General features: G+C 40.1%; 17 protein-coding genes. All 17 read left to right on the forward strand.

Annotation, left to right across the window (positions count from 1 at the left end; genetic code table 11):
• Window positions 1-94 precede the first annotated feature (94 nt).
• The 17 genes from ACNO7B_RS08255 (at window position 95) to ACNO7B_RS08335 (ending at window position 23,261) form a co-directional block, all read left to right on the forward strand.
• Window positions 95-3,211, forward strand: a complete 3,117-nt coding sequence (locus tag ACNO7B_RS08255; RefSeq protein ID WP_366963212.1) for an MMPL family transporter — start codon at window positions 95-97, stop codon at window positions 3,209-3,211.
• A 145-nt stretch (window positions 3,212-3,356) separates the two neighbouring features.
• Window positions 3,357-4,637, forward strand: a complete 1,281-nt coding sequence (yfmF, locus tag ACNO7B_RS08260; RefSeq protein WP_366963211.1) for an EF-P 5-aminopentanol modification-associated protein YfmF — start codon at window positions 3,357-3,359, stop codon at window positions 4,635-4,637.
• The gene (gene yfmH / locus ACNO7B_RS08265; protein WP_008344700.1) at window positions 4,634-5,926 is read left to right on the forward strand and encodes an EF-P 5-aminopentanol modification-associated protein YfmH; all 1,293 of its coding nucleotides are present in this window, start codon (window positions 4,634-4,636) and stop codon (window positions 5,924-5,926) included. Before yfmF ends, yfmH begins: the two co-directional genes overlap by 4 nt.
• A 151-nt stretch (window positions 5,927-6,077) precedes the next feature.
• Window positions 6,078-6,554: a MarR family winged helix-turn-helix transcriptional regulator gene (locus ACNO7B_RS08270; RefSeq protein ID WP_007499493.1), complete on the forward strand. Its 477-nt coding sequence runs from the start codon at window positions 6,078-6,080 to the stop codon at window positions 6,552-6,554.
• On the forward strand, window positions 6,532-9,651 hold the full coding sequence (locus ACNO7B_RS08275; protein ID WP_048002211.1) for an MMPL family transporter: 3,120 nt from the start codon (window positions 6,532-6,534) through the stop codon (window positions 9,649-9,651). Before ACNO7B_RS08270 ends, ACNO7B_RS08275 begins: the two co-directional genes overlap by 23 nt.
• A 29-nt stretch (window positions 9,652-9,680) precedes the next feature.
• The gene (gene ymfI / locus ACNO7B_RS08280) at window positions 9,681-10,409 is read left to right on the forward strand and encodes an elongation factor P 5-aminopentanone reductase (RefSeq protein ID WP_017359052.1); all 729 of its coding nucleotides are present in this window, start codon (window positions 9,681-9,683) and stop codon (window positions 10,407-10,409) included.
• Window positions 10,410-10,482: 73 nt separating this feature from the next.
• Window positions 10,483-10,740 carry a DUF3243 domain-containing protein gene (locus ACNO7B_RS08285; protein WP_008344693.1) on the forward strand — a complete coding sequence of 86 codons (258 nt, stop codon included), beginning with the start codon at window positions 10,483-10,485 and terminating at the stop codon, window positions 10,738-10,740.
• 131 nt (window positions 10,741-10,871) lie between these two features.
• Window positions 10,872-11,663 (forward strand): DUF3388 domain-containing protein, encoded by a 792-nt coding sequence (locus ACNO7B_RS08290; protein ID WP_003211480.1) that lies wholly within the window; start codon window positions 10,872-10,874, stop codon window positions 11,661-11,663.
• Window positions 11,664-11,686: 23 nt separating this feature from the next.
• A complete protein-coding gene (locus ACNO7B_RS08295) occupies window positions 11,687-12,598 on the forward strand; it encodes a helix-turn-helix domain-containing protein (RefSeq protein WP_048003274.1) in 912 nt (303 codons plus the stop codon).
• 73 nt (window positions 12,599-12,671) lie between these two features.
• The gene (gene pgsA / locus ACNO7B_RS08300; protein WP_008344688.1) at window positions 12,672-13,253 is read left to right on the forward strand and encodes a CDP-diacylglycerol--glycerol-3-phosphate 3-phosphatidyltransferase; all 582 of its coding nucleotides are present in this window, start codon (window positions 12,672-12,674) and stop codon (window positions 13,251-13,253) included.
• 16 nt (window positions 13,254-13,269) lie between these two features.
• Window positions 13,270-14,520 (forward strand): competence/damage-inducible protein A, encoded by a 1,251-nt coding sequence (locus ACNO7B_RS08305; RefSeq protein ID WP_417901387.1) that lies wholly within the window; start codon window positions 13,270-13,272, stop codon window positions 14,518-14,520.
• Window positions 14,521-14,697: 177 nt separating this feature from the next.
• Window positions 14,698-15,741 (forward strand): recombinase RecA, encoded by a 1,044-nt coding sequence (gene recA / locus ACNO7B_RS08310; RefSeq protein ID WP_007499478.1) that lies wholly within the window; start codon window positions 14,698-14,700, stop codon window positions 15,739-15,741.
• A gap of 300 nt (window positions 15,742-16,041) precedes the next feature.
• On the forward strand, window positions 16,042-17,604 hold the full coding sequence (gene rny, locus ACNO7B_RS08315) for a ribonuclease Y (protein WP_003211958.1): 1,563 nt from the start codon (window positions 16,042-16,044) through the stop codon (window positions 17,602-17,604).
• Between the two features lie 89 nt (window positions 17,605-17,693).
• Window positions 17,694-18,488, forward strand: a complete 795-nt coding sequence (locus tag ACNO7B_RS08320) for a TIGR00282 family metallophosphoesterase (RefSeq protein WP_008344680.1) — start codon at window positions 17,694-17,696, stop codon at window positions 18,486-18,488.
• A 202-nt stretch (window positions 18,489-18,690) separates the two neighbouring features.
• Window positions 18,691-18,951: a stage V sporulation protein SpoVS gene (spoVS, locus tag ACNO7B_RS08325; RefSeq protein ID WP_003211281.1), complete on the forward strand. Its 261-nt coding sequence runs from the start codon at window positions 18,691-18,693 to the stop codon at window positions 18,949-18,951.
• Between the two features lie 203 nt (window positions 18,952-19,154).
• Window positions 19,155-22,199: an efflux RND transporter permease subunit gene (locus tag ACNO7B_RS08330; protein ID WP_417901388.1), complete on the forward strand. Its 3,045-nt coding sequence runs from the start codon at window positions 19,155-19,157 to the stop codon at window positions 22,197-22,199.
• Window positions 22,200-22,391: 192 nt separating this feature from the next.
• Window positions 22,392-23,261: an alpha/beta fold hydrolase gene (locus ACNO7B_RS08335; protein ID WP_039963634.1), complete on the forward strand. Its 870-nt coding sequence runs from the start codon at window positions 22,392-22,394 to the stop codon at window positions 23,259-23,261.
• Window positions 23,262-23,423 lie beyond the last annotated feature (162 nt).

Here is a 23,423-nt window from a genome sequence, read left to right on the forward strand (position 1 = left end):
TGCCATTAGCACGTTGAAGGAGACGAAGTCAGCACTTCAGACACGCTCAAAAACAGCAAATTGATTGATGAACTAGAAGGAGCTTGAAGCAGCTATGTTGCAAATAATTAAAGCAAGATGGATTGTATTAATGGTGTGGATGATAACAGCTGTGATTCTGTTTATTACTGCGCCCAATTTAGAGGAATTAACAAGAGAAAAAGGGCAGTTAAAGGTTCCAGAGGGGACACCAACAGCTGAGGCACTTCACTTATTGGATAAGCTTTCAGATCATAATGGGAAAAAAGATACTGGTGTGATTGTATTCTCCGAACAACATTTGTTCCCTGCCAAAGAGCAGGAATTAAAAAAGGCTTTAGCTGCACTCATGACACATGCCCCAGAACTCCACATTGACGGAATTACTTCGTATTTTCATGTAGAACGTGACATTCAAAAACAACTTTTATCAAAGGATAAAAGTACACTTCTTGTTCCATTCAAATTCGACCACTACGAAACAAAAGCTGTGAAGGTTAAAGAACGAATTGAGGAAGTTTTAAAGCCCTACAACGTCTCATATGAAATGACAGGTCAAAAATTTGTGGACTCAGATGTCATTAAAAGCTCTCAACAAGGTCTGAAGAAAACTGAACTTATCACGATGATTTTTATTTTCTTTATTTTAATAATTGTATTCAGATCGATACTGGCACCTGTTGTTCCGCTTATTACGATTGGCATTTCTTATGCTGTCAGCCGGTGTATTGTGGCTTTTCTCGTAGAATATACACCATTTCCTCTGTCTAATTTCACTCAGATTTTTATGGTAGCTATTATGTTCGGTATAGGAACGGATTATTGTATATTACTTTTAAGCCGTTTTAAAGAGGAGATTGGTCAGGGGCGTGATGTCAAAGAATCGATTATCATCACGTATCAATGTGCAGGGAAAACAGTCTTTTTCAGCGGTTTAGCTGTGTTAGTCGGCTTCTCAAGTATTGGTTTCGCAAAATTCCAATTGTACCAATCAGCCGTCAGCGTTGCCGTTGGCGTTGGCATTCTGCTCATTGCACTTGTCACAATCGTTCCCTTTTTTATGTCGGTTTTCGGAAAATCCCTTTTTTGGCCGTCTAAAAGAGAAAACATTCGTCATCCACAAAGTAAGATTTGGGAATGGGCTGGGCGTTTTTCATTTAAAAGACCGCTCATCAGCTTAGGGGTAGTTGCACTCATCACTGTTCCTCCAATTCTGATGTATGACGGCACTCTTTCTTATAATAGTTTAAATGAGATTGGGACAAAGTATGAGTCAGTGTCTGCATTTAATACGATATCTGAGCAATTTGGCTTTGGTGAAGCGCTGCCGCTGAATGTGCTTGTCGAAAGTGACAATGAGCTCGATAATCAAGAAAAGATTGTCATGATTGAAAAACTGACCCGTAAGTTAAGTGACATTGAGGAAGTAAAAGCGGTTCGCAGTGTCACTCGCCCAGTTGGAGACGGGTTAAGTCAGCTCTACGTTACCTCTCAAGCGAAAGAGCTGGGAGGAGAGCTTGGGAAAGGTCATGATGGCATCGGGAAAATTACAGATGGCTTGACCGAAACAAACTTAGCACTTCTCAAACAAAAACCAAAGATTGAAGAATCCGCTAAAGGGATTGATCAATTGATTGATGGGACAAAAGCCATCAAAGGCGGGATCGGAGAAGTGAGGAAATCACTCATTTCTTTAGAGGATGGTGTGAGGCGCAGTAAAGAGGGCGTAGGAACCATTCGCACTGAAATCAAACAAGCGAAAAAAGAATTAGAGCAAGAATACCGCAGAAGTGAAACCATGATTCAAGACCTTGAACGAGTCGTAAGCACACTCGAAGGTCACGCAACATCAAATGAGCAGCTGATGACAACGATTAAGAAAGTGAAACAATCCTATGAAAACGTATCATTTGAAGGACTTGAAAACCGGCTTCCAGAAATCAAAGATATGAATGAATATAAAGAAATCAAAAAAGTATTCAAAGACACAAAAGGAATGCTCGATCAAGCTGGAGAGCAAATGAGCGTCTTTGAAGAGGAAGCATCTGCCTTTAAACAAAAGATCAAGAAAGCAGATCAAGTCATTCAAACGTTCTCAAGCAAGCAAAAAGAAATCAAACAACAAGTAAAGGCGCTGATGACAGGTCTAGATCAAATTTATGATGGTCTTGATGAAACGAACAAAGGACAAAAACAGCTCATCAAAGAAATGCCTAAAATTGAAGATGGTGCAGATCAACTGACTGATGGCCAAAAAGCCGTGAAAAAAGGGTTTAACCAGCTATCATCTAAACTCTCACTATTAACAGATGGATTAGATGAAAGTATTTCCGGACTTGAGCAAGTAAAAAGCGGCTTTACCGAGGCGGACAGCTATTTAAAACAACTTCAGGAAGCACCAGATGAAGAAGTAACGGGCTGGTTTATACCAGAAGAAGTATTGAAACGCCATGAGTTTAAGAAAATATTTAATACGTATATGTCCCCAGATCGTAAATTAACTACCTTTGAAGTGATTTTAAATGTAAATCCATACAGCAATGAAGCAATGAAAGGTGTAGCAAAAATTGAAGAAACCCTTGATCAATATTTACCTGTAAGTGGTTTGAAAAACGCCAACTACGGTGTATCTGGTATCTCCAGTTTAAATGTTGACTTAAAAGAAACGTCAGACGGTGACTTTATCAGAACGGTTATTTTCATGTTAATTGGTATCTTTATTATTTTAGTTATATTATTAAGGTCAATCGTCATGCCAATATACTTAACACTGTCACTCATATTAACGTATTTTACATCCATTGGCTTAACAGAATGGATTTTCAAAACATTCTTTGGCTACGATGGTGTCAGCTGGGCTGTTCCATTTTTCAGCTTTGTGATCCTTGTGACCCTCGGCATTGATTATTCGATCTTCCTCATGGATCGTTTTAATGAATGGAAGGGAGAGCATGTTCAAGCATCCATGATATCAGCGATGAGAAATATGGGGTCGGTCATTATTTCAGCAGTTGCTATTTTAGCGGGTACTTTTGCTGCGATGCTGCCCTCAGGTGTATTATCATTAGTTGAAATTGCAACGGTCGTACTCATTGGACTTTTATTATATGCTTTTGTTGTTCTACCACTCTTTATCCCGGTCATGGTTCGCATCTTTGGAAAATGGAATTGGTGGCCGTTTAGAATGAAATAACAACCTGCGTCTCTGCTTTTAGCAGAGGCGTTTTTATTTCCTATCCTTTCCTCTGATTGATATAATGACTATTAAATGGCTGTTTCACGTATATATCAGCTATGTTCTAATACATAATAAATAGGATGAACAAAGGAGGTTTCTCATGACGTACTTACAAGAGAAGACATTTGATACACCTGGTCTTCATACTCATATTGTCAAAACAGAAAAATTTAAAACCGTGACGATCCTTTTTAAAATGCTTGCGCCTTTATCCAAAGATGACGTCACCATGCGTTCTCTTTTCCCGCATGTGCTTTTAAGAGGAACAGAAAAAATGCCGAAAACGGGAGAGCTTCGTGCTTATTTCGACGAGCTCTATGGGGCGACCGTTTCCGCAGACATGGCGAAAAAAGGTGAAAATCACATCATTACGTTCCGTCTAGAAATGGCGAATGAAAAATATTTAAAGGATCAAACCCCTTTACTAGAAAAAGGGATTGCCTTACTTTCTGAACTATTATTTTACCCGTACGTGGAAAACGGGGTATTTCATGAATTGTACGTTGAGCAAGAAAAACGAACATTGAAACAGCGCATTCAAGCCGTTTATGATGACAAAATGCGCTATTCAAACTTAAGACTTGTGCAGGAAATGTGTAAAGGTGAGCCATATGCACTGCACGTCAATGGTGAAATGGAAGACGTCGAAGCGATTACGTCAGAAGCGCTCTTTAAAGCATACGAGCATGCACTTCAGTCAAACCAGCTGGATATCTATGTTGTGGGAGACGTTGATGAACAAGACATCAATCGAATGGTCTCGCAATACTTTAAAACAAGTGAAAGAGAGCCGGTCAAACAAAATACCGAATCATCAAGATCACAAATAGAGCCAAAAGAAGTCATTGATGAAGAGGACGTAAAACAAGGAAAGCTGAACATTGGCTTTCGCACACATACAACGATAGCAGATGAAGATTATCCGGCGCTGCATTTGTTTAATGGCATATTCGGCGGCTTCTCGCATTCAAAGCTATTTATCAATGTGCGCGAAAAAGCAAGTCTTGCGTACTATGCTGTTTCTAGACTTGAGAGCTTTAAAGGTTTGATGATGGTCATGTCAGGAATTGAAGTCGGCAACTATCAGCAGGCAGTAGACATTATCAAAGAACAATTTGATGCCATGCAAAAAGGCGATTTTTCTGATGAAGCAATTGAACAGACAAAGGCTGTCGTCAAAAATCAGCTGCTCGAAACAATTGATACGTCTTATGGAACAGCGGAATACTTATATCAGCATGCCGTCGTGCCAACAGGGGAGAGCCTCGATTCCTTTTTAGAAGCGTTAGACAGAGTGACAAAAGAGGACATCATCAAAGTGGGTCAAAAAATCGAATGGGATACGACCTATTTTCTTAAAGGAACGGAGGGTGCTTCATGACAGTGAAAACAATTCAATTCGATCAGCTGCAAGAGACGGTATATCACGAAAAAATGGACAGCGGACTAGACGTCTATGTGCTGCCAAAGCAAGGGTTTAACAAAACATATGCAACCTTCACAACAAAATATGGCTCTGTCGACAATGAATTTGTGCCGCTTGGCAAAGAAGACATGATCCGAGTGCCTGATGGAATTGCCCATTTCTTAGAGCATAAGCTGTTTGAAAAAGAAGATGGTGATGTGTTTCATACATTTAGTAAACAGGGAGCAGCCGCAAACGCATTTACGACTTTTACGAGAACGGCATACTTATTTTCAAGCACGGCCAATGTCGAACAGAATCTTGAAACACTCATTGATTTTGTGCAAGAGCCTTATTTTACTGAAAAAACGGTCGAAAAAGAAAAAGGCATCATTGGTCAAGAAATCAACATGTATGATGACAATCCAGATTGGCGTTTATTCTTTGGTCTGATCGAAAACCTCTATCAAGAGCACCCAGTGAGAATTGATATTGCTGGAACCGTTGAAAGCATTGCGCCAATTACGAAAGACCATTTATATGAATGCTACGAAACGTTCTATCACCCAAGCAATATGCTTCTTTTTGTAGTGGGTCCTGTTGATCCGGCGCAAATTTTAGACCAAGTAAGAGCGAATCAGGCAAAAAAACCATTTACCGATCAGCCGGATATTCAGCGGAAAGAGATCAATGAACCTGATCGTGTATACCGAAAAGAATACGAACTGAAAATGAATGTACAAGGTTCTAAATGTATGTTTGGTTTGAAAACGAAAAACCCGCATAAAAAAGGAAAACAGCTCCTCAAACATGAGCTTGGCATGAATCTTATTTTAGAGACATTGTTTGGTAAAAGTTCTCTGCAATATGAGCGTATGTATGAAAAAGGCTTGATTGATGAGACATTCAGTTACGATTATACGGAAGAAGGCGGTTTTGGCTTCACTTCAGTTGGCGGAGACACAAATGACCCTGATCAACTCGCAGATGAATTAAAAGAAACGCTTCTTCAAGCAAAAAGCCTGATCACAGAAGAAAAGATTGAACTTGCTCGCAAGAAAAAAATTGGCAGCTTTTTAAAAGCGATGAACTCCCCGGAGTACATCGCCAATCAATTCACTCGATACGCATTCTTAGAAATGAGCTTATTTGATGTCGTGCCAGTACTGGAGCAAATCCAATTAACAGATATTCAGCAAATCTTAGACGAAGAAATTGATGAAGAAAGAATGTCAGTTTTTAAAGTCGTACCGAAAGCAAAATAAATGAAAAAAAGACAAACTCAACGTATAAGAGTTTGTCTTTTTTGTGTCCAGCTAAAGAAAGCGCTTTATATGCGAAGATATTGATTGACAATTGTTTTGGGTATTAGTTAAACTCTTTAATAGTTAAACAATCAAACTAAAGGAGCAGCATATGGTACAAAATAAAATTGCCCAGCTCATCCAGAGATATGCGGACGTCTATCTCATGATGGAGAAAAAAGTATCGAGTATGATCACGGAAAAGCTCGATAAAGAACTGACACTTGATCAATATTACTCGCTTCGATACATCAATTTACACCCAGGATGTACATCAACAGACCTTGCCATCGAATGTAATGTCAACAAAAGTGCTGTGACATCTATGACCAATCGTCTTTTTAATAAAGATTATATTTATCGTGAGCATGATCAAGCTGATCGAAGAAATGTTCATCTCTATGTGACGCCCGAAGGAAAAGACGTGGTCAGCCGAATGGAAAAGCAGCTTCAGGATCTTGTTCGGTCATATTTAGAAAAGTTTGATGAAAAAGAAATCGAATCATTTATTCAAACATATGAAAAGATTTATCAGATTATCATCGAAGAGGAGGCACAACATAGTAATGAGAGCAATCATAAAGGGTAGATGGCTGATCACGATCCTTTGGGTCGTACTAGCGGCTGTATTATTAATCACCGCTCCTAATATGGCGCAATTAACAAAAGAAAAAGGGCAGATTTCTGTTCCTGATGGTTATCCTTCTTCCTACGCCGATCAATTATTAAAGAACATGTCTGAAAATGGGGATACGGAAAAATCGATCGTCATTGTCTTTCAAGGTAAGGATATCGTCAAAGAAAGAGAAGCCTCTTTAAAGAAAGCGATGGAGATTTTAGAAAAGGATCAAGATCTCCATGTTGAAGACATCACTTCTTATTTTGATGCAAACAAAGATATTAAAAAACAGATGCTCTCTAAAGATCAAACAACACTTCTTGTTCCAGTTACATACGACTCGAACAAAATCAAAGCATCCGATTTTAAAGAAAGAGTCAATGAAAAGCTTAAGAGCCTGAACCTGAAATTTGAAATGACAGGGCAGCCGCTAATCGACGATGATGTCATCACAAGCTCACAAGAAGGTCTGAAAAAAACAGAATTCATTACAATTGGGTTTATTTTAATTGTTCTTGTGCTTGTTTTTAGATCCGCAGTGGCACCGTTCGTTCCTTTAGTGGCCGTAGCGCTTTCCTATTTGGTCAGCCAATCCATTGTGGCTTACCTAGTAAAGTATGTTGATTTTCCGCTCTCTACCTTTACCCAAATTTTTATGGTCGCCATCATGTTTGGGATTGGAACCGACTACTGCATCCTGTTGCTAAGCCGGTTTAAAGAAGAACTATCTCACGGAAAAGATAAGATTGAGGCGATTATTACAACATATAAGACGGCAGGTAAAACCGTTTTATTCAGCGGAATTGCTGTCCTCATTGGTTTTACGTGTATCGGATTAGCCGAATTCCAACTGTATAAATCAGCTGTCGCCGTGGCGGTTGGTGTTGCCGTGTTAATTGTGGCATTGCTCACTGTCGTTCCATTCTTTATGGCGGTTTTAGGAAAAGTGTTATTTTGGCCGATCAAAGGCGATATTGCTCACCCGCAATCGAAAATGTGGGAAACAGCCGGTCGTTTTTCATTTATGAAACCACTTCTCAGCTTGCTAATCGTTGCAATTATTACCCTTCCAGCGATTCTTATGTATAAAGGAACACTTTCATATAACAACCTAGACGAAATCGGCAATAAATACGAATCCGTCAATGCATTTAATACGATCTCTGACAAATTTGGACCAGGTGAAGCCCTTCCAGCAACCGTTGTCGTGAAATCATCCGATCTTTTAGACAATAACGAAGGTCTGATTGCTGTTGAAAAACTCAGTCGTGCGATTGAACAAACAGATGGCGTGAGTAAAGTGAGAAGTGCCACTCGTCCTGTTGGAAAAGGACTGAATGATCTGTACGTGAAATCTCAAGCCAAAGAGCTAAATAGCGGGCTTGATAAAAGTAACGAAGGGTTGAAAAAGATCCAAGATGCTCTTACAACCATGAGTAAATCCATCGAGGATCAAACACCACAAATTAAAGCATCAGGAAAAGGCATTAACAAATTGATTTCTGGAACCGAATCCGTAAAATCAGGTATTCAAAACGTCGAAAAAACGATGAGAGAACTGCAAACCTATATCGATCAAAACAAAAAAGGCGTTTCTGAAATTAAAGAAAGAATAAAGGGTGCGAAAAAGGAATTAACAGATCAAGTCGCACAAGTGAATCAACAAGTGGCACTGTATAAAAGCATTTCCAAAGAATTAAAAGCAGCATTGGCACAAGTCGATACGTCATCCTCTGCCGCAGCGGATGTGAAAGCTTTGATCAGTCAAGCGAATAAACAGTTCAGTACACTTGAGCAGCAAATTCCGCAAGTGAAAGAAAATCAATCATATCAAGCCATCAAAGCTTCATATAAGGAACTTTCTACTACCTTGCAAGAAGGAGCCAAACAGGCTGACAGCTATGCAAAACAAGCAAAAGAAGCAAAAAAACAGCTTGAAGCAGCAGATGCTTTTATCGCAAAAGCTTCAGAGCAGCAAAAAGTGTTTACAAATCAAATTGATGAGCTGATTGCTGGCTTAGAAGCCATTGAAAACGGGCTAGATCAAACGTCTAAAGGCCAAGGGCAGTTAGCTGATGGTATGCCTAAACTTGCAAATGCAGCCGGCGACATCATTAATGGTCAAAAACAAATGAAAGAAAAAATTGGCGGCTTTGGTGACAATCTGACCAAGCTGACAGATGGTCTAAACAAAAGTGTCGACGGCCTTGAGAAAATTTCAAACGGCTTAATGGGTGCAGGAGACTACTTAGATGAACTGAAAAACGCGCCAGATCAAGACATGGCCGGTTGGTTTATTCCAAAAGATGTCCTGAAAAACAAAGCTTTCAAGCAAGTGTTCGATTCCTATATGTCTGATGACCGCAAGATGACAAAGATTGACGTCATTTTAGAAGACAATCCATATGGAAACGACGCCATGAAAACAATTAAACAAGTAGAAGCTTCGGTCAAACGTGCACTTCCTGAAACAAACCTAAAAGATGTTTCATTTGGCGTATCTGGTGTTTCAAGTATGAACGCTGATTTAAAACAGCTGTCAGACCAAGACTTCAATAAGACGGTTCTTTACATGATGATCGGTATTTTCCTGATACTAGTGATTCTGTTCCGTTCTCTCGTGATGCCGCTTTACTTAGTAGGCTCGCTGATTTTAACGTACTTTACCGCCATTGGTGTAACAGAATTTATTTTTACCCATTTCTTTGGATATCCAGGCATCAACTGGGCTGTTCCATTCTTTGGCTTTGTCATCTTAATGGCGCTTGGAGTCGATTATTCGATTTTCTTAATGGAACGGTTCAATGAATACAAAACAAAAGACATCCAGTTTGCCATGACTGAATCAATGAAAAATATGGGATCTGTTATTATGTCTGCTGCCGTCATTTTGGCAGGAACATTTGCAGCGATGCTGCCATCAGGTGTATTGTCACTCTTACAAATTGCAACACTTGTTCTAACTGGACTTTTATTGTATGCACTCGTTGTGCTACCATTGTTCGTACCTGTGATGGTCAAATTGTTCGGATCAGCGAATTGGTTCCCATTTAAACGAAAAGAATAAGGATTCCATAAAGAAAGTAGGAACAAAGTATGAGTCGTTGGGCACTGATTACTGGTGCCAGTGGCGGAATTGGGCAGGCGACAGCCAAAAAGCTTGCCCAAGAAGGCTGCCATCTGATGCTCCATTATCATCAAAATGAAGAAGCGGCTAGTCGTCTTTCCGCCGATCTCAAAGAAACATATCAAGTAGAAACGTACGTCGTTCAAGCTGATTTAGCGAAAACAGGCGGAGCAGCAGAGCTTGTCAGCCGCCTGCCGCTTGATCCAGATATTCTTGTTTTAAATAGCGGAAAGAGTCATGTTGGTTTAGTGACAGATACTGAAAAAGAAGTTCTAGCCAGCATGGTGCAGCTTCATGTGACAAGTCCATATGAGCTTACCCAATCCATTTTGCCTGCCATGATTCAAAAAAAGTCAGGACATATTATTGCGGTTAGCTCAATATGGGGGGAAACGGGTGCCTCGTGTGAAGTACTATACAGTATGGTCAAGGGTGCTCAAAATGCCTTCATTAAGGGGCTTGCCAAAGAGCTTGCCCCAAGTGGAATTAGAGCAAATGCAGTCTCACCAGGTGCGGTTCAGACTGATATGATGAAAAGCTTCACACAAGAAGACCTTGCGATGATGGAAGAGGAGATTCCACTCGGCCGTCTTGCTGCACCTGAAGAGATAGCCGATGCCATTTGGTTTCTTGCCTCCAAGCAGTCAAGTTATATCACAGGTCAAATTTTATCTGTCAATGGCGGCTGGTACTGTTAAAAAACGTGTATAATTCGTCTCTCCATGACAAAAGCTATGGCTGTAATTCATCTTTTCGAATGGAGGAATCGACATGTCTGTACTTGAGAGCTGGGACCATTGGAAAAACTTTTTAGGTGACCGTTTAAATCATGCACAGGATAAAGGTTTATCAGATGATACCATCAATAACCTTGCGTATGAAATTGGCGGATACCTGGCTAATGAAGTTGAAGCAAAGAATGAGCAAGAAAGAGTACTTTCTGACCTTTGGAGCGTTGCATCAGAAGATGAGCAGCGTGCCATTGCAAACATGATGGTCAAGCTAGTTGAAAATAATAGCTCGCACTAAACAAAAAGAGAGGTCGTTTGTGCCTCTCTTTTTATTTTAAACGTTTAGCAACATTGTGCTTTCTAAAAATGTGAAAATGCTTTATGATAAAGGAAGGTAAAAATTTGCCACAATGAAGGGGGTAATATCATTTGGCAAAGCTCGAATGGTATTTTGAATATGAGATACAGGTGAACCGTCCCGGACTTTTAGGAGACATTTCTTCTTTAATGGGGATGCTTTCAATTAATATTGTGACAATTAATGGTGTTGATGTATCAAGACGCGGTATGCTTCTTCGATGTGACCACACAGATCAAATTAAGCGGCTTGAATCAATTTTAAATACAATGGAAACGATAAAAGTAACGAAACTAAGACAGCCAAAACTTCGTGACCGTTTAGCTGTTCGTCATGGAAGATACATTCAGCGTGATGCGGATGACAAAAAGACGTTCCGTTTTGAAAGGGACGAGCTTGGTCTTCTTGTTGATTTTATGGCTGAATTATTTAAAAAAGAAGGACATAAATTGATTGGAATTCGCGGAATGCCGCGGGTTGGAAAAACAGAATCAATTGTTGCTTCAAGTGTATGTGCCAGTAAGAGATGGCTGTTTGTATCGTCGACTCTTTTGAAACAGACCATTCGCAGTCAGCTGATTGCAGATGAATACAGCCCAGATAACGTCTTTATTATTGATGGGATTGTGTCGACAAGAAGAGGTTCTGAAAAGCACTTACAGCTTTTAAGAGAAATTATGAGACTGCCTGCTACAAAGGTGGTAGAGCATCCAGATATCTTTATTCAAAATTCGGAATATACAATGGATGATTTCGACTACATCATTGAATTGCGTAATAGTGCAGACGAAGAAATTACATACGAGCACGCTGAAGAACCACAAGTGTTTGATCATTCTGGTTTTTCTGGCTTCGATTTTTAATATGGTAATGGTAGGTGTTTGTTTTGACTGAATTGGGAAAACGGCTCGTTGAGGCCAGAGAGGAAAAAGGGATGTCGCTGGAGGATCTGATGGCGGCTACCAAAATCCAAAAGCGCTATTTGCTAGCAATAGAACAAGGAAACTATGATATCATTCCAGGTAAATTTTACGTCAGAGCGTTTATTAAACAATATGCCGAAGCCGTTGGACTGAATCCTGAACAATTGTTCGAAGAGTTTCGTAAAGATGTACCAAGTACGTATAACGATGAAGTGTCTGATAAATTATCAAATATTAAACCGCAAAGAGAGCTGCCAAAGCCTGCCTCAAAGGTACTGGAGCTGCTTCCGACGATTTTAATCATTGGAGGGATCCTTGTGGTGATCGCTATCATTTATGTGATCGTTCAAGCGGTTAATCATGATAGCGGACAGAAAAATAATCAGGTGGCTCCTCAGCAATCAGAATCAAAATACGAAGTGTCTGAGGATTCATCGCTGGCAAAGGATCAAAAGAAAAAGGAAAAAGCTTCGTCAGATGATCAAGAAAAATCATCTGAAAAAGACGATTCCTCAAAGGATTCATCTAAAGACGATGAAGATGTTTCTTTGAAGGCAACGAATACAGAGGGTTCTACGACAACGTATGAAGTATCAGGTGCAGAAGAGATGGAGCTAACCATTTCTGCCTCACAAGCTTCATGGCTTCGTGTGAGAGACGAATCTGGAAAAGTGCTGAAGATGGGTGAATTGAAAGATGGCGAATCGTTTAAAACAGACTTGACTGATCTTTCCCAAGTCGATATCCGCTTAGGAAATGCATCGGGAATCGATATTAAAGTCAATGACGAAACGCTGAAGTACGAATTAGACCCTAAAAACACCATGACACAAAACATTGTGATTGTGAATAAAGGAAAGGAAAAGTCATCTTAAGCAAGTAGATGACTTTTCTTTTGTTCCTACTATTATATACATAAAAAAATGCTTTATTGGAGGATTGGAATTCATGTTTAACTTACCGAATAAAATTACTCTTTCTAGGATCGCCTTGATTCCTGTGTTTATGTTGATTATGCTTGCTCCATTAGATTGGGGTGTTGCGCGCTTTGGTGACGTCAGTATCGAAGTCACTCACCTTGTTGGAGCGATCCTGTTTATTGTCGCTTCGACAACCGACTGGATTGATGGTTACTATGCACGTAAGCTCAATTTAGTCACAAACTTTGGTAAATTTTTAGATCCGCTTGCAGATAAATTGCTTGTTTCAGCGGCTTTAATTATACTTGTTCAATACAACCTCACACCGGCATGGATGGCAATTGTGATCATTAGCCGTGAATTTGCTGTAACAGGCCTAAGGCTTGTCTTAGCTGGAGGCGGTGAAGTGGTCGCAGCCAATATGCTTGGAAAAGTGAAGACGTGGGCGCAAATCATTGCGATTTCGGCACTTCTTTTGCATAACCTGCCGTTTGAACTTGTATCATTCCCATTTGGTGATCTTGCCATGTGGGTAGCGGTGTTCTTCACTGTTGTCTCAGGCTGGGATTACTTTGCGAAAAACTGGGAAGCCTTAAAGAATTCTAACTAAAAAGGACGTGTACGCTTTGAAGTCAGAGAGAAAAGCAGAAATTATTGCAGTCGGTTCCGAACTTTTGCTAGGGCAAATTACGAATACGAATGCACAATTCATCAGCAAACAACTAGCTGAAATTGGTGTGAATGTTTATTACCACACAGCAGTTGGTGACAATCCAGAGCGTTTAAAAAGGGCCATTCAAGTGGCACAGGAAAGATCGAATTTTATTATCTTCTCAGGTGGTCTTGGACCAACGAAAGATGATTTAACAAAAGAAACCATTGCAAATACGCTCGATAAAGAGCTTGTGCTAAATGAAGAAGCATTTGAGTCTATTCAAGAGTACTTCCGTAAAACCGGACGTGATATGTCGCCGAACAACCGTAAACAGGCGCTCGTTCTAGAGGGATCTGATGTGCTCGTAAACCGTTTCGGAATGGCACCTGGTATGTTTATACAAGAGGGAGATACGTTTTACATTCTGCTCCCTGGACCGCCAAGTGAATTGCACCCGATGTTTGAAAACGAAGCGAAGCCGCTTATTTCTGAAAAACTTGGCCTAAAGGAAAAAATCGTGTCTGTTGTCTTGCGTTTCTTTGGCATCGGTGAATCTCAACTGGAAACAGATCTTGAAGATTTAATTGATGCACAGACCAATCCAACGATTGCACCGCTTGCAGCTGACGGGGAAGTGACGCTAAGGCTGACAGCCAAGCATGAGGATGAAAAAGAAACAGAGCGTCTGTTAAAAGAAACAGAAGCACAAATTTTAGAACGGGTCGGCGAGTACTTCTACGGATATGGTGATACATCTCTTGCCTTTGAAGCTTCAAAGGCCTTGCATGAACACGGGAAAACAGTAGCAGCGGCTGAAAGCCTGACTGGTGGTATGTTTTCAGAGTGGCTGACAGATCACGAAGGGGCATCATCCATTTTAAACGGTAGTGTGGTTTGTTACACAAATCAAGTCAAGCAGCAAGTGCTGGGCTGCCGTGAAGAAACATTGTCTTCTCATGGTGCTGTCAGCAAAGAGTGTGCGTTAGAGCTCGCAGAAGGCGTTAGAAAACTGACGGGAAGCGATATCGGTATTAGCTTTACAGGTGTGGCAGGTCCTGAACCACATGAAGGACAGCCGGTTGGAAAAGTATTTATCGGGCTATCGACAAAAGATCAGACAGACGTGTTTGAATGGATGTTTACTGGCAGTCGATCAGGCATTCGCAAGCGTGCTGTGAAATATGGTTTGCACCACCTTCTCAAATTATTAAAAGAAAGTTAATTTTGGTTTTTATGAGGTTTACTCCTTTATAAAAGAGCGTTTTTTCTAATAGAAACAGCTCTTTTCTTAAATAATCTGCCAAGAAAAAATCGAATATGTGTTCGTTTTTTTCTTGGCAAATGACGTAAAACAAGGTATAGTATAGATAGTGGAATTGATAAAGGAGGAAACAATAGAATGAGTGATCGTCAAGCAGCCTTAGATATGGCTCTTAAACAAATAGAAAAACAGTTTGGTAAAGGCTCTATTATGAAACTAGGAGAGCAAACAGATACACGTATTTCAACAGTACCTAGTGGTTCGTTAGCACTTGATACTGCGCTTGGAATAGGTGGATACCCTCGCGGCCGTATTATTGAAGTATATGGTCCAGAGAGTTCTGGTAAAACGACAGTAGCGCTTCATGCGATTGCTGAGGTTCAGCAGCAGGGAGGACAAGCTGCATTTATCGATGCGGAGCATGCGCTAGATCCAGTTTACGCTCAAAAATTAGGTGTCAACATTGATGAGTTATTGCTTTCTCAGCCGGATACAGGAGAACAAGCACTTGAAATTGCAGAAGCACTTGTTCGTAGTGGTGCAGTTGATATTGTTGTCATTGACTCAGTAGCTGCTCTTGTACCAAAAGCAGAGATCGAAGGAGACATGGGAGATTCACACGTTGGTCTTCAAGCACGTTTGATGTCTCAAGCACTTCGTAAACTATCTGGTGCTATCAACAAATCAAAAACAATTGCGATCTTTATTAACCAAATTCGTGAAAAAGTAGGGGTTATGTTTGGTAATCCTGAAACAACGCCTGGTGGACGTGCACTTAAGTTCTATTCATCTGTTCGTTTAGAAGTACGCCGTGCTGAACAGTTGAAACAAGGGAACGACATTATGGGGAACAAAACGAGAATTAAAGTTGTGAAAAACAAAGTGGCACCGCCATTCCGTATTGCCGAAGTAGACATTATGTACGGTGAAGGTATCTCGAAAGAGGGAGAAATCATCGACCTTGGAAGCGAACTAGATATCGTACAAAAGAGCGGGGCTTGGTATTCTTATCAAGAGGAACGTCTTGGACAAGGACGTGAAAATGCGAAGCAATTCCTAAAAGAGAATAAAGACATTCTTCTTATGATTCAAGAGCAGATCAGGGAGCACTACGGTTTGGATACAAACGGAGTGAAATCAACTGACGAAGAAGGACAAGAAGAATTGGAATTGAATGACTAAAAAGACGCTGAAAAGCGTCTTTTTTTTACAATTACATAACAGCTAGCGGTTCAAAAGTTCTGTCTTTGCTTGAAATAACGACTTACGCCTTAGTCTGACTAGCTTGACAAGTATTTCCGACACAATTACAATGGGAATGTATCACTTGTTTTTCTTAACATGATTGATAACTAATTTAAACTTGACAAGGGCAGTGAGGATCTCATTCCCTGTGAAGGCCCTGTATGTTGAGACACAAAACAATGTACATGCCGACACTTTATTTGTAAAACCAAGTTCATAGCAAGAGGAGGTGAAAATATGTCGCCTACGATGTTTACGATCATCTCCATTTTGCTGAGCCTAATCTGTTTAGTTGTTGGCTACTTTGTTCGTAAAACCATTGCAGAAGCAAAAATATCCGGCGCAAGAAACATGGCCGAACAAATTGTTGAGGATGCAAAGCGTGATGCGGAAGCATTGAAGAAAGAAGCACTCTTAGAAGCGAAAGATGAAATTCATTCGTTTCGTGTAGAGGCGGAGCAAGAAGTTCGTGAAAGACGTAATGAGCTTCAAAGACAAGAAAACCGTTTACTTCAAAAAGAGGAAAACCTTGATCGCAAGGACGAATCTTTAGATAAACGGGAGTCCCTGTTGGAGAAGAGAGATCATTCTCTGAATGAACGACAACAACATATTGAAGAGATGGAAAGCAAAGTGGATGATATGATTCGTTTGCAGAAAGCTGAGTTGGAGCGTATTTCTAGTCTAACTCGAGATGAAGCGAAACAAATCATTCTGGATCAAGTTGAAAATGAGCTTTCCCACGACATTGCAGTCATGACGAAAGAATCTGAAAACCGGGCGAAAGAAGAGGCTGATAAAAAAGCGAAAAACATTCTTTCACTTGCGTTACAGCGTTGCGCAGCTGATCATGTAGCTGAAACAACGGTATCTGTAGTCAATCTTCCAAATGATGAGATGAAAGGTCGTATTATCGGACGTGAAGGACGAAATATCCGTACGTTAGAAACGTTAACAGGTATTGACCTGATCATTGATGATACACCTGAAGCTGTCATCTTATCGGGCTTTGATCCGATAAGACGTGAAACAGCGAGGATAGCTCTGGACAAGCTAGTCCAGGATGGACGTATTCATCCTGCACGAATTGAAGAAATGGTGGAAAAATCACGCCGTGAAGTCGATGATTATATCCGCGAGATGGGTGAGCAAACGACATTTGAAGTCGGAGTTCACGGTTTGCATCCGGATCTCATCAAAATTCTCGGTCGCTTAAAATTCCGTACAAGTTATGGACAAAATGTCCTGAAGCATTCAATTGAGGTTGCACATCTTGCAGGTCTCATGGCTTCAGAGCTTGGAGAAGATGCAAAGCTTGCAAAACGAGCAGGTCTTCTGCATGACATTGGAAAAGCCATTGATCATGAAGTAGAAGGAAGCCACGTGGAAATTGGCGTTGAGCTTGCGACGAAATATAAAGAGCATCCTGTTGTCATCAACAGTATTGCATCTCACCATGGTGACCAAGAACCGACATCTATTATCGCTGTTCTTGTTGCGGCAGCCGATGCATTATCTGCAGCACGCCCTGGTGCAAGAAGTGAGACGCTTGAAAATTACATTCGGAGACTTGAGAAATTAGAAGACATCTCTGAATCTTATGAAGGTGTTGAAAAATCGTTTGCGATACAAGCTGGACGTGAAGTGCGTATTATGGTGAAGCCAGATTCAATTAATGATCTTGAAGCTCACCGTCTAGCAAGGGATATTCGTAAGCGGATTGAGGACGAGCTCGATTACCCTGGTCACATTAAAGTGACAGTTATTCGAGAAACTCGCGCAGTAGAGTATGCAAAATAGAGCGGTGCGCTTAGCGCCGCTTTATTTTTTTGTGTAAATATGCAACACTGATAAGAAGATCATTTTATAAGAGAAAGGGTTCAAAACGTATGAAAATATTATTTGTTGGAGATATCGTTGGTTCACCTGGCAGAGATACACTGAAAGAATACTTGCCAAAGCTAAAGAAAAAATATCAGCCACACTTTACGATTGTCAATGGAGAAAATGCGGCTCATGGGAAAGGACTTACTGAAAAAATCTATCACGAGCTGCTTCAAGCTGGGGCTGATGTGCTCACAATGGGGAACCATACATGGGATAAAAGAGACATTTTCGATTTCATCGATGATGCACCCCATATTGTTCGTCCGGCAAACTTCCCGCAAGGTACACCAGGGAAAGGGCTCACTTTTATTAAAAAACAAGGTAAAGAACTTGCTGTCATCAACTTGCAAGGCCGCACATTTTTACCTCCGATTGACTGCCCATTTCAAAAAGTAGATGAGCTCATAGCAGAAGCTTCAAAACGTACACCGTTTATTTTTATTGATTTTCATGGTGAAGCCACAAGTGAAAAGCAAGCAATGGGTTGGTATACAGATGGCCGTGCATCATGTGTCGTTGGAACACATACACATGTTCAAACAGCAGATAACCGCGTCTTGCCAAAAGGAACTGCTTATATTTCGGATGTTGGCATGACTGGTCCTTATGACGGTATTTTAGGTGTTGATCGGGAAACGATTATTAAACGATTTAAAACGAGCCTCCCTGTCCGTTTTGAAATTGCAGAAGGCCGCACGACGTTAAGTGCAGTGATCGTAGAAATTGACGAATCGTCGAAAAAAGCTGTCAAAATTGATCGAATTTTGATAAATGATGACCATATTTTCTTTGAATAAATATTCACATATTTATTTCAGAAAAATATTAATCAGAAAGAAGGAATATGCGCCCTCTATCGTGAATATAGTAAAAATGGTAGGTAGCCTGCTATTTTTGAAAAACATTTTGGGGATGGATTTTCAAAAAAATAGCAACATCTAACAAAGATTGTTCTAATGAACACTCACTTATCCATTGTAAATTTAAGGGGGAGCAAAAATGGAAATTTTAAAAGTTTCAGCAAAGTCAAATCCAAATTCAGTAGCAGGAGCATTAGCCGGCGTTTTACGTGAACGCGGTGCAGCGGAAATACAGGCTATCGGCGCTGGAGCACTGAATCAGGCGGTCAAGGCTGTCGCCATTGCAAGGGGATTTGTTGCGCCTAGCGGAGTGGATTTGATATGCATTCCAGCCTTTACTGACATTCTTATCGATGGAGAAGAAAGAACAGCAATCAAACTGATTGTTGAACCACGATAATTCTAATTTTATTATTTTCAACCTGCTTACATCATGTAAGCAGGTTGTTTTTGTTTACCGCTATACATTTCTCATATAACATATTTCTTTCACAAAATAGATAGAAAATGACATATTAGAGCTTGCATTTTTTCACCATGATGATAAATTAAGATTAAGTTGAAAATACTTCATCAAAAATAAATATTTAAGTAGGTGAAATAATGATTGAAGCTTTTTTAAAAAGGGGAAAGCTTGTTTTTATTTTATTTTTTATCGTTCTCATTGCTGGAGGTTATTTGTTTACACAGCTTCCTAAACGAGAACTGCCAGAGTTTCAAGCGAATATTGTAACCATTTCGACTGTTTTCCCTGGTGCTGATGCAAAACAGGTAGAAAGTGATGTCACCAATAAGCTCGAGTCGGCCATTTCTGATATCAATGGTGTAGAGAAGACAAGCTCTGTTTCTGCTATTGGTTTCTCAAATATTGTGCTTGAAATTGATGATCAAGCCGATTTTCAAAAGGTGGCAAGTCAAATCAAGAGTGAAACCACAAATGCCGCCTCTTCATTTCCAGATGGTGTGATGGAGCCAGATATAAAGGATGAGTTTGGCAACGTGCCAGTTGGTTCTTATATGATTGTAGCAAGTAACTCATCTGATTTAGCAAAAAGTCAGGAATCGCTGCGTGCGTTAAAAGAAAAAGTGGAGGACATCAAAGGTGTTGATGGTGTCGTCATCAAAGGGTTCAATGAAAAACAAGCAATATTGAACTTGGATTCAAGTAAACTGGAGGATAACGGGTTAAACGTGACCGATGTCACAAATGCCATCAATCAAGAATTTGACACATCCCCTCTAGGTGACGTCCAGGCAGATGGAGAAAAGGTCAAGCTGTCCATTGATGCCTATGATCGTTTAGATCAAATCAAAAAGATTGAGATGTTCTCAAAAATGAGCCGAGAGCCTGTTACAATCGGTGAGCTTGGTCGTTTAAAAGAAGTAGAAAAAGAGAAAAGTGATATCGTTTCATATAACGGAAAGCCAGCCTATTCATTTACAGTCAATATTAAGCCAGGACTGGATATTCCTAAAATGTATGACAAAGTCAGTGCGGTCATTGAAAAAGAGAAAGAGCTGCCAAATGGTGTGGATTGGATAGACTACTATTCACAGAAAAGTGAAGTAGATGCCATTTTTAACGATTTAATCAAAGAAGCGATCGTGGCCGTCATCGCTGTCATTGTCGTCACCACACTTGGTCTAACCATTGGTGGTGCGTTTATCGTTTCACTTGCGATTCCGCTATCCATAACGATCGGAACCATCCCGCTGCCGTTTTTACAAGTGGACCTTAATCAAATTTCAATTATTGGCTTTATCATTGCGCTAGGGATACTTGTAGATGACGCCATTGTCGTCAACGATAATATTTTAAGGCAGATGAAAAAATACGAAAGTCCGCTTAAAGGAACCATTGCAGGTGTAAAAGAAGTGGCCGGATCTATTTTAACGTCAACACTGGCTGTTGTCTTTGCCTTCTTGCCGCTTGTTTTCCTTTCTGGTGCGAACGGTTCATTTATTCGAGCGTTACCGTCTGTTCTAGTCACAACTGTACTTGCGTCAATGGTCATTTCATTGACACTTGTGCCAGTGTATCAATATACAGCAAACCGAAAAAGAAAGAACAAGAAGATTCAAAAAGAACCGGGCTTTTTAGGCAAACCATTAAAAAGATTAGCTGATTTTTATGCAGATCGAGTACTGACAAACATCGTAAAGCGACCACTTCTCATTGGATTAAGTGGTTTGCTCGTTGCCACACTTGCCTTTTTGCTTATTTTCGCCACACCATTTGAGTTTTTCCCTGCGGCGAATAAGAAAGAGGTAGTTGTCACTGTGACACTTCCGAGTGAAACAACCTTAGATAAAACGAATGACACATTAGAGAAAATAGAACAAGAGATCAAACAGCAAAAAGGCATTGAAGAGACGGCCATTTTTGCAGGCGGCGGTGTGCCGAACTTGTTTAATGAAAGTATCTCAAACGCAAGTGATCATACGGGTCAGGTTGTTGTCAGAGTAGACAATGAGCAGATGACAAGCAAGGCATTGATCGATCGTATGACAGAGCCATTGCGAAAGAAATTTAAAGATGCTGATATCTTTATGAAAACCATTGTTCAAGGACCACCAACGGGAGCGCCTGTGACCGTCACAGTTGCAGGAGAACAATTTTCAAAACTCGTTGATGTGAAAGAGAAGCTCACAAAAGAAATGAAAGAAAGCGGAGCGAGCCTGATCACAGACGATGTCAATCAGCCGGTGAAAACCATCTCATTTGAATTAAATCGTGACCGAATGGCAGAGGATGGGCTCACTGCTCAGTTTGTCAGCAGACAGCTTGGCCTTGTCACAGAAGGAATTCCATTAGGCACCTTTAAACAAGGAACAGATGACATCGACCTCGTAGTGAAACAAGACATGAGCACACATCAAAACGGACTGAAGCTAAAAGACATCAAGGTGCCTGTGAGTGCAAATGAAGGTGGCATGCCTCAACTGGAGCCGCTTAGCCGATATGTAAAGGAAAAAGAAACAGAGCAATTTGAAAGCATTCCGCATGAAAACGGGATGCCGACGATCACGTTAAAGGCATATCCTGGGACATCAGATACGTTTAAAGACGATATGACAGAAGTTATAAATGAAGTTGGGAAAAGCGATGCAGCGAAGAATTTGACCATTTCTCAGGGCGGAGAAAATGAAGATCAAACTCAATTCTTTATTGAAATTAGTCTCTTATTTGGGGTAGTTTTGCTGCTCATTTATGTGACCATCGCTTTCCAGTTCAATTCACTCATGCTTCCGCTTTTAGTTCTTGGAACGGTTTACTTAGCGATATCCGGCGCCATTATTGGACTATTTGTCACTCAAACGCCGTTTAGCTTTATGGCCACAATGGGGATTGTCTCATTGGCAGGTATTGTTGTCCGAAATGCGGTCGTTTTGTTTGAATTTATTGAACAGCGGCGCAAGCAAGGTCTCGATCAACAGGCAGCTGTGATTGAAGCGGGGAGAGCAAGGATTAGACCTATTTTGCTGACAGCATTTACAGCACTTGTCGCTCTTATGCCCGTTGCTTTAAGTAATGATCCGCTCTTTAAACCGCTGGCCATCTGTATTGTATCGGGCGTGTTCTTCTCAACAATTTTGACATTATTAATTGTGCCTGCCTTATATATTGCCGTTTCAAAAAGACGCTGACGAAAAAAGCAAATCTCCTTCTATTCGGGGATTTGCTTTTTCATGTGAAGTAACTTTGTTATGATAGGAATAAAAGCCTAAATTTGAGCTCGTTTCAATTATGAGACCAGTCAGTATATAGAACTACGTTTAAACGATTGATCATTCCACTGATTACACCTTACTTCTATAGGGGAGGGGATTTTTTTGGAAATGCGGAGCATTTATAAAAGTGAAGGAAAAAAACTTATTACTCAACATTATAATGATTATCTAAAGTCTTTTGATTTTGATGTTGAGCAGATTTATGTTGATACAAGTTATGGAAAAACGCATGTACTTATAGCAGGACCACCGGAAGGGAAACCTATTTTTATATTTCAGGGTGGTAATTGTATAAACCCGATGACTTTATCATGGTTTTTGCCACTTGTAGAAAAATATAGAATATATGCTCCAGATACAATTGGCCATCCAGGATATAGCAGTGAAAATAGAATGTCAGCGAAGGACAATAGTTTTGCTGAGTGGATCAAAGAACTAATGGATTACTTTAGTATCGATCGAAGTGCATTTGTTGGTCCATCTTACGGGGCAGGTATTATTTTGAGGTTAGCTGCCTTTATGCCGGAAAAAATTGATTGTTCTGTTTTGGTCTCACCTGCAGGCATCAGTTTAGGCTCTAAGTTTAAAATGATTCAACATATTTTACTTCCCTTAGTCTTATTTAAAGCCACTTCTTCACAAAAATATCTCAATAAAATTACTGATACAATGTCAGATAATAGCATGAGGGAAATGGATAAAAAATTGATTGGTGATATTTTTAAATATATTAGACTTGAACAAGAAATGCCGAAGTTAACAACGAAAGAAGAATTAACTTCCTACCGTTCTCCCACTTTCATCATAGCAGGAAAAAAGGATATCTTTTTCCCTGAAAGTACATTAATGAAAGTAGCTAGTGACATCATTCCGAATTTGATTGCATTTAAGGCATATGATATGGGCCATTTCCCATCTGAAGAACATCTGTTACAGATGAACAATGATATTGGAGATTTCTTAAAGAAGTACTACTAAATCTTATATTTATGAAACTGTAATGTAACTAGGGAACTTCAAATCATTATGAGGTTCTCTTTCGTTTTTTCAGAATGAGTACTATTTTTTAGAAAAATATCCAAAAAAATTTGTGGAGTGCTCATTTGTCTTCTCTAGATAGACAGTGCTATTTACGGTTAA

Origin of the sequence: Bacillus sp. AK25 (genome assembly GCF_048270685.1) — a bacterium.
Taxonomy (GTDB): Bacteria; Bacillota; Bacilli; order Bacillales; family Bacillaceae; genus Bacillus; species Bacillus altitudinis.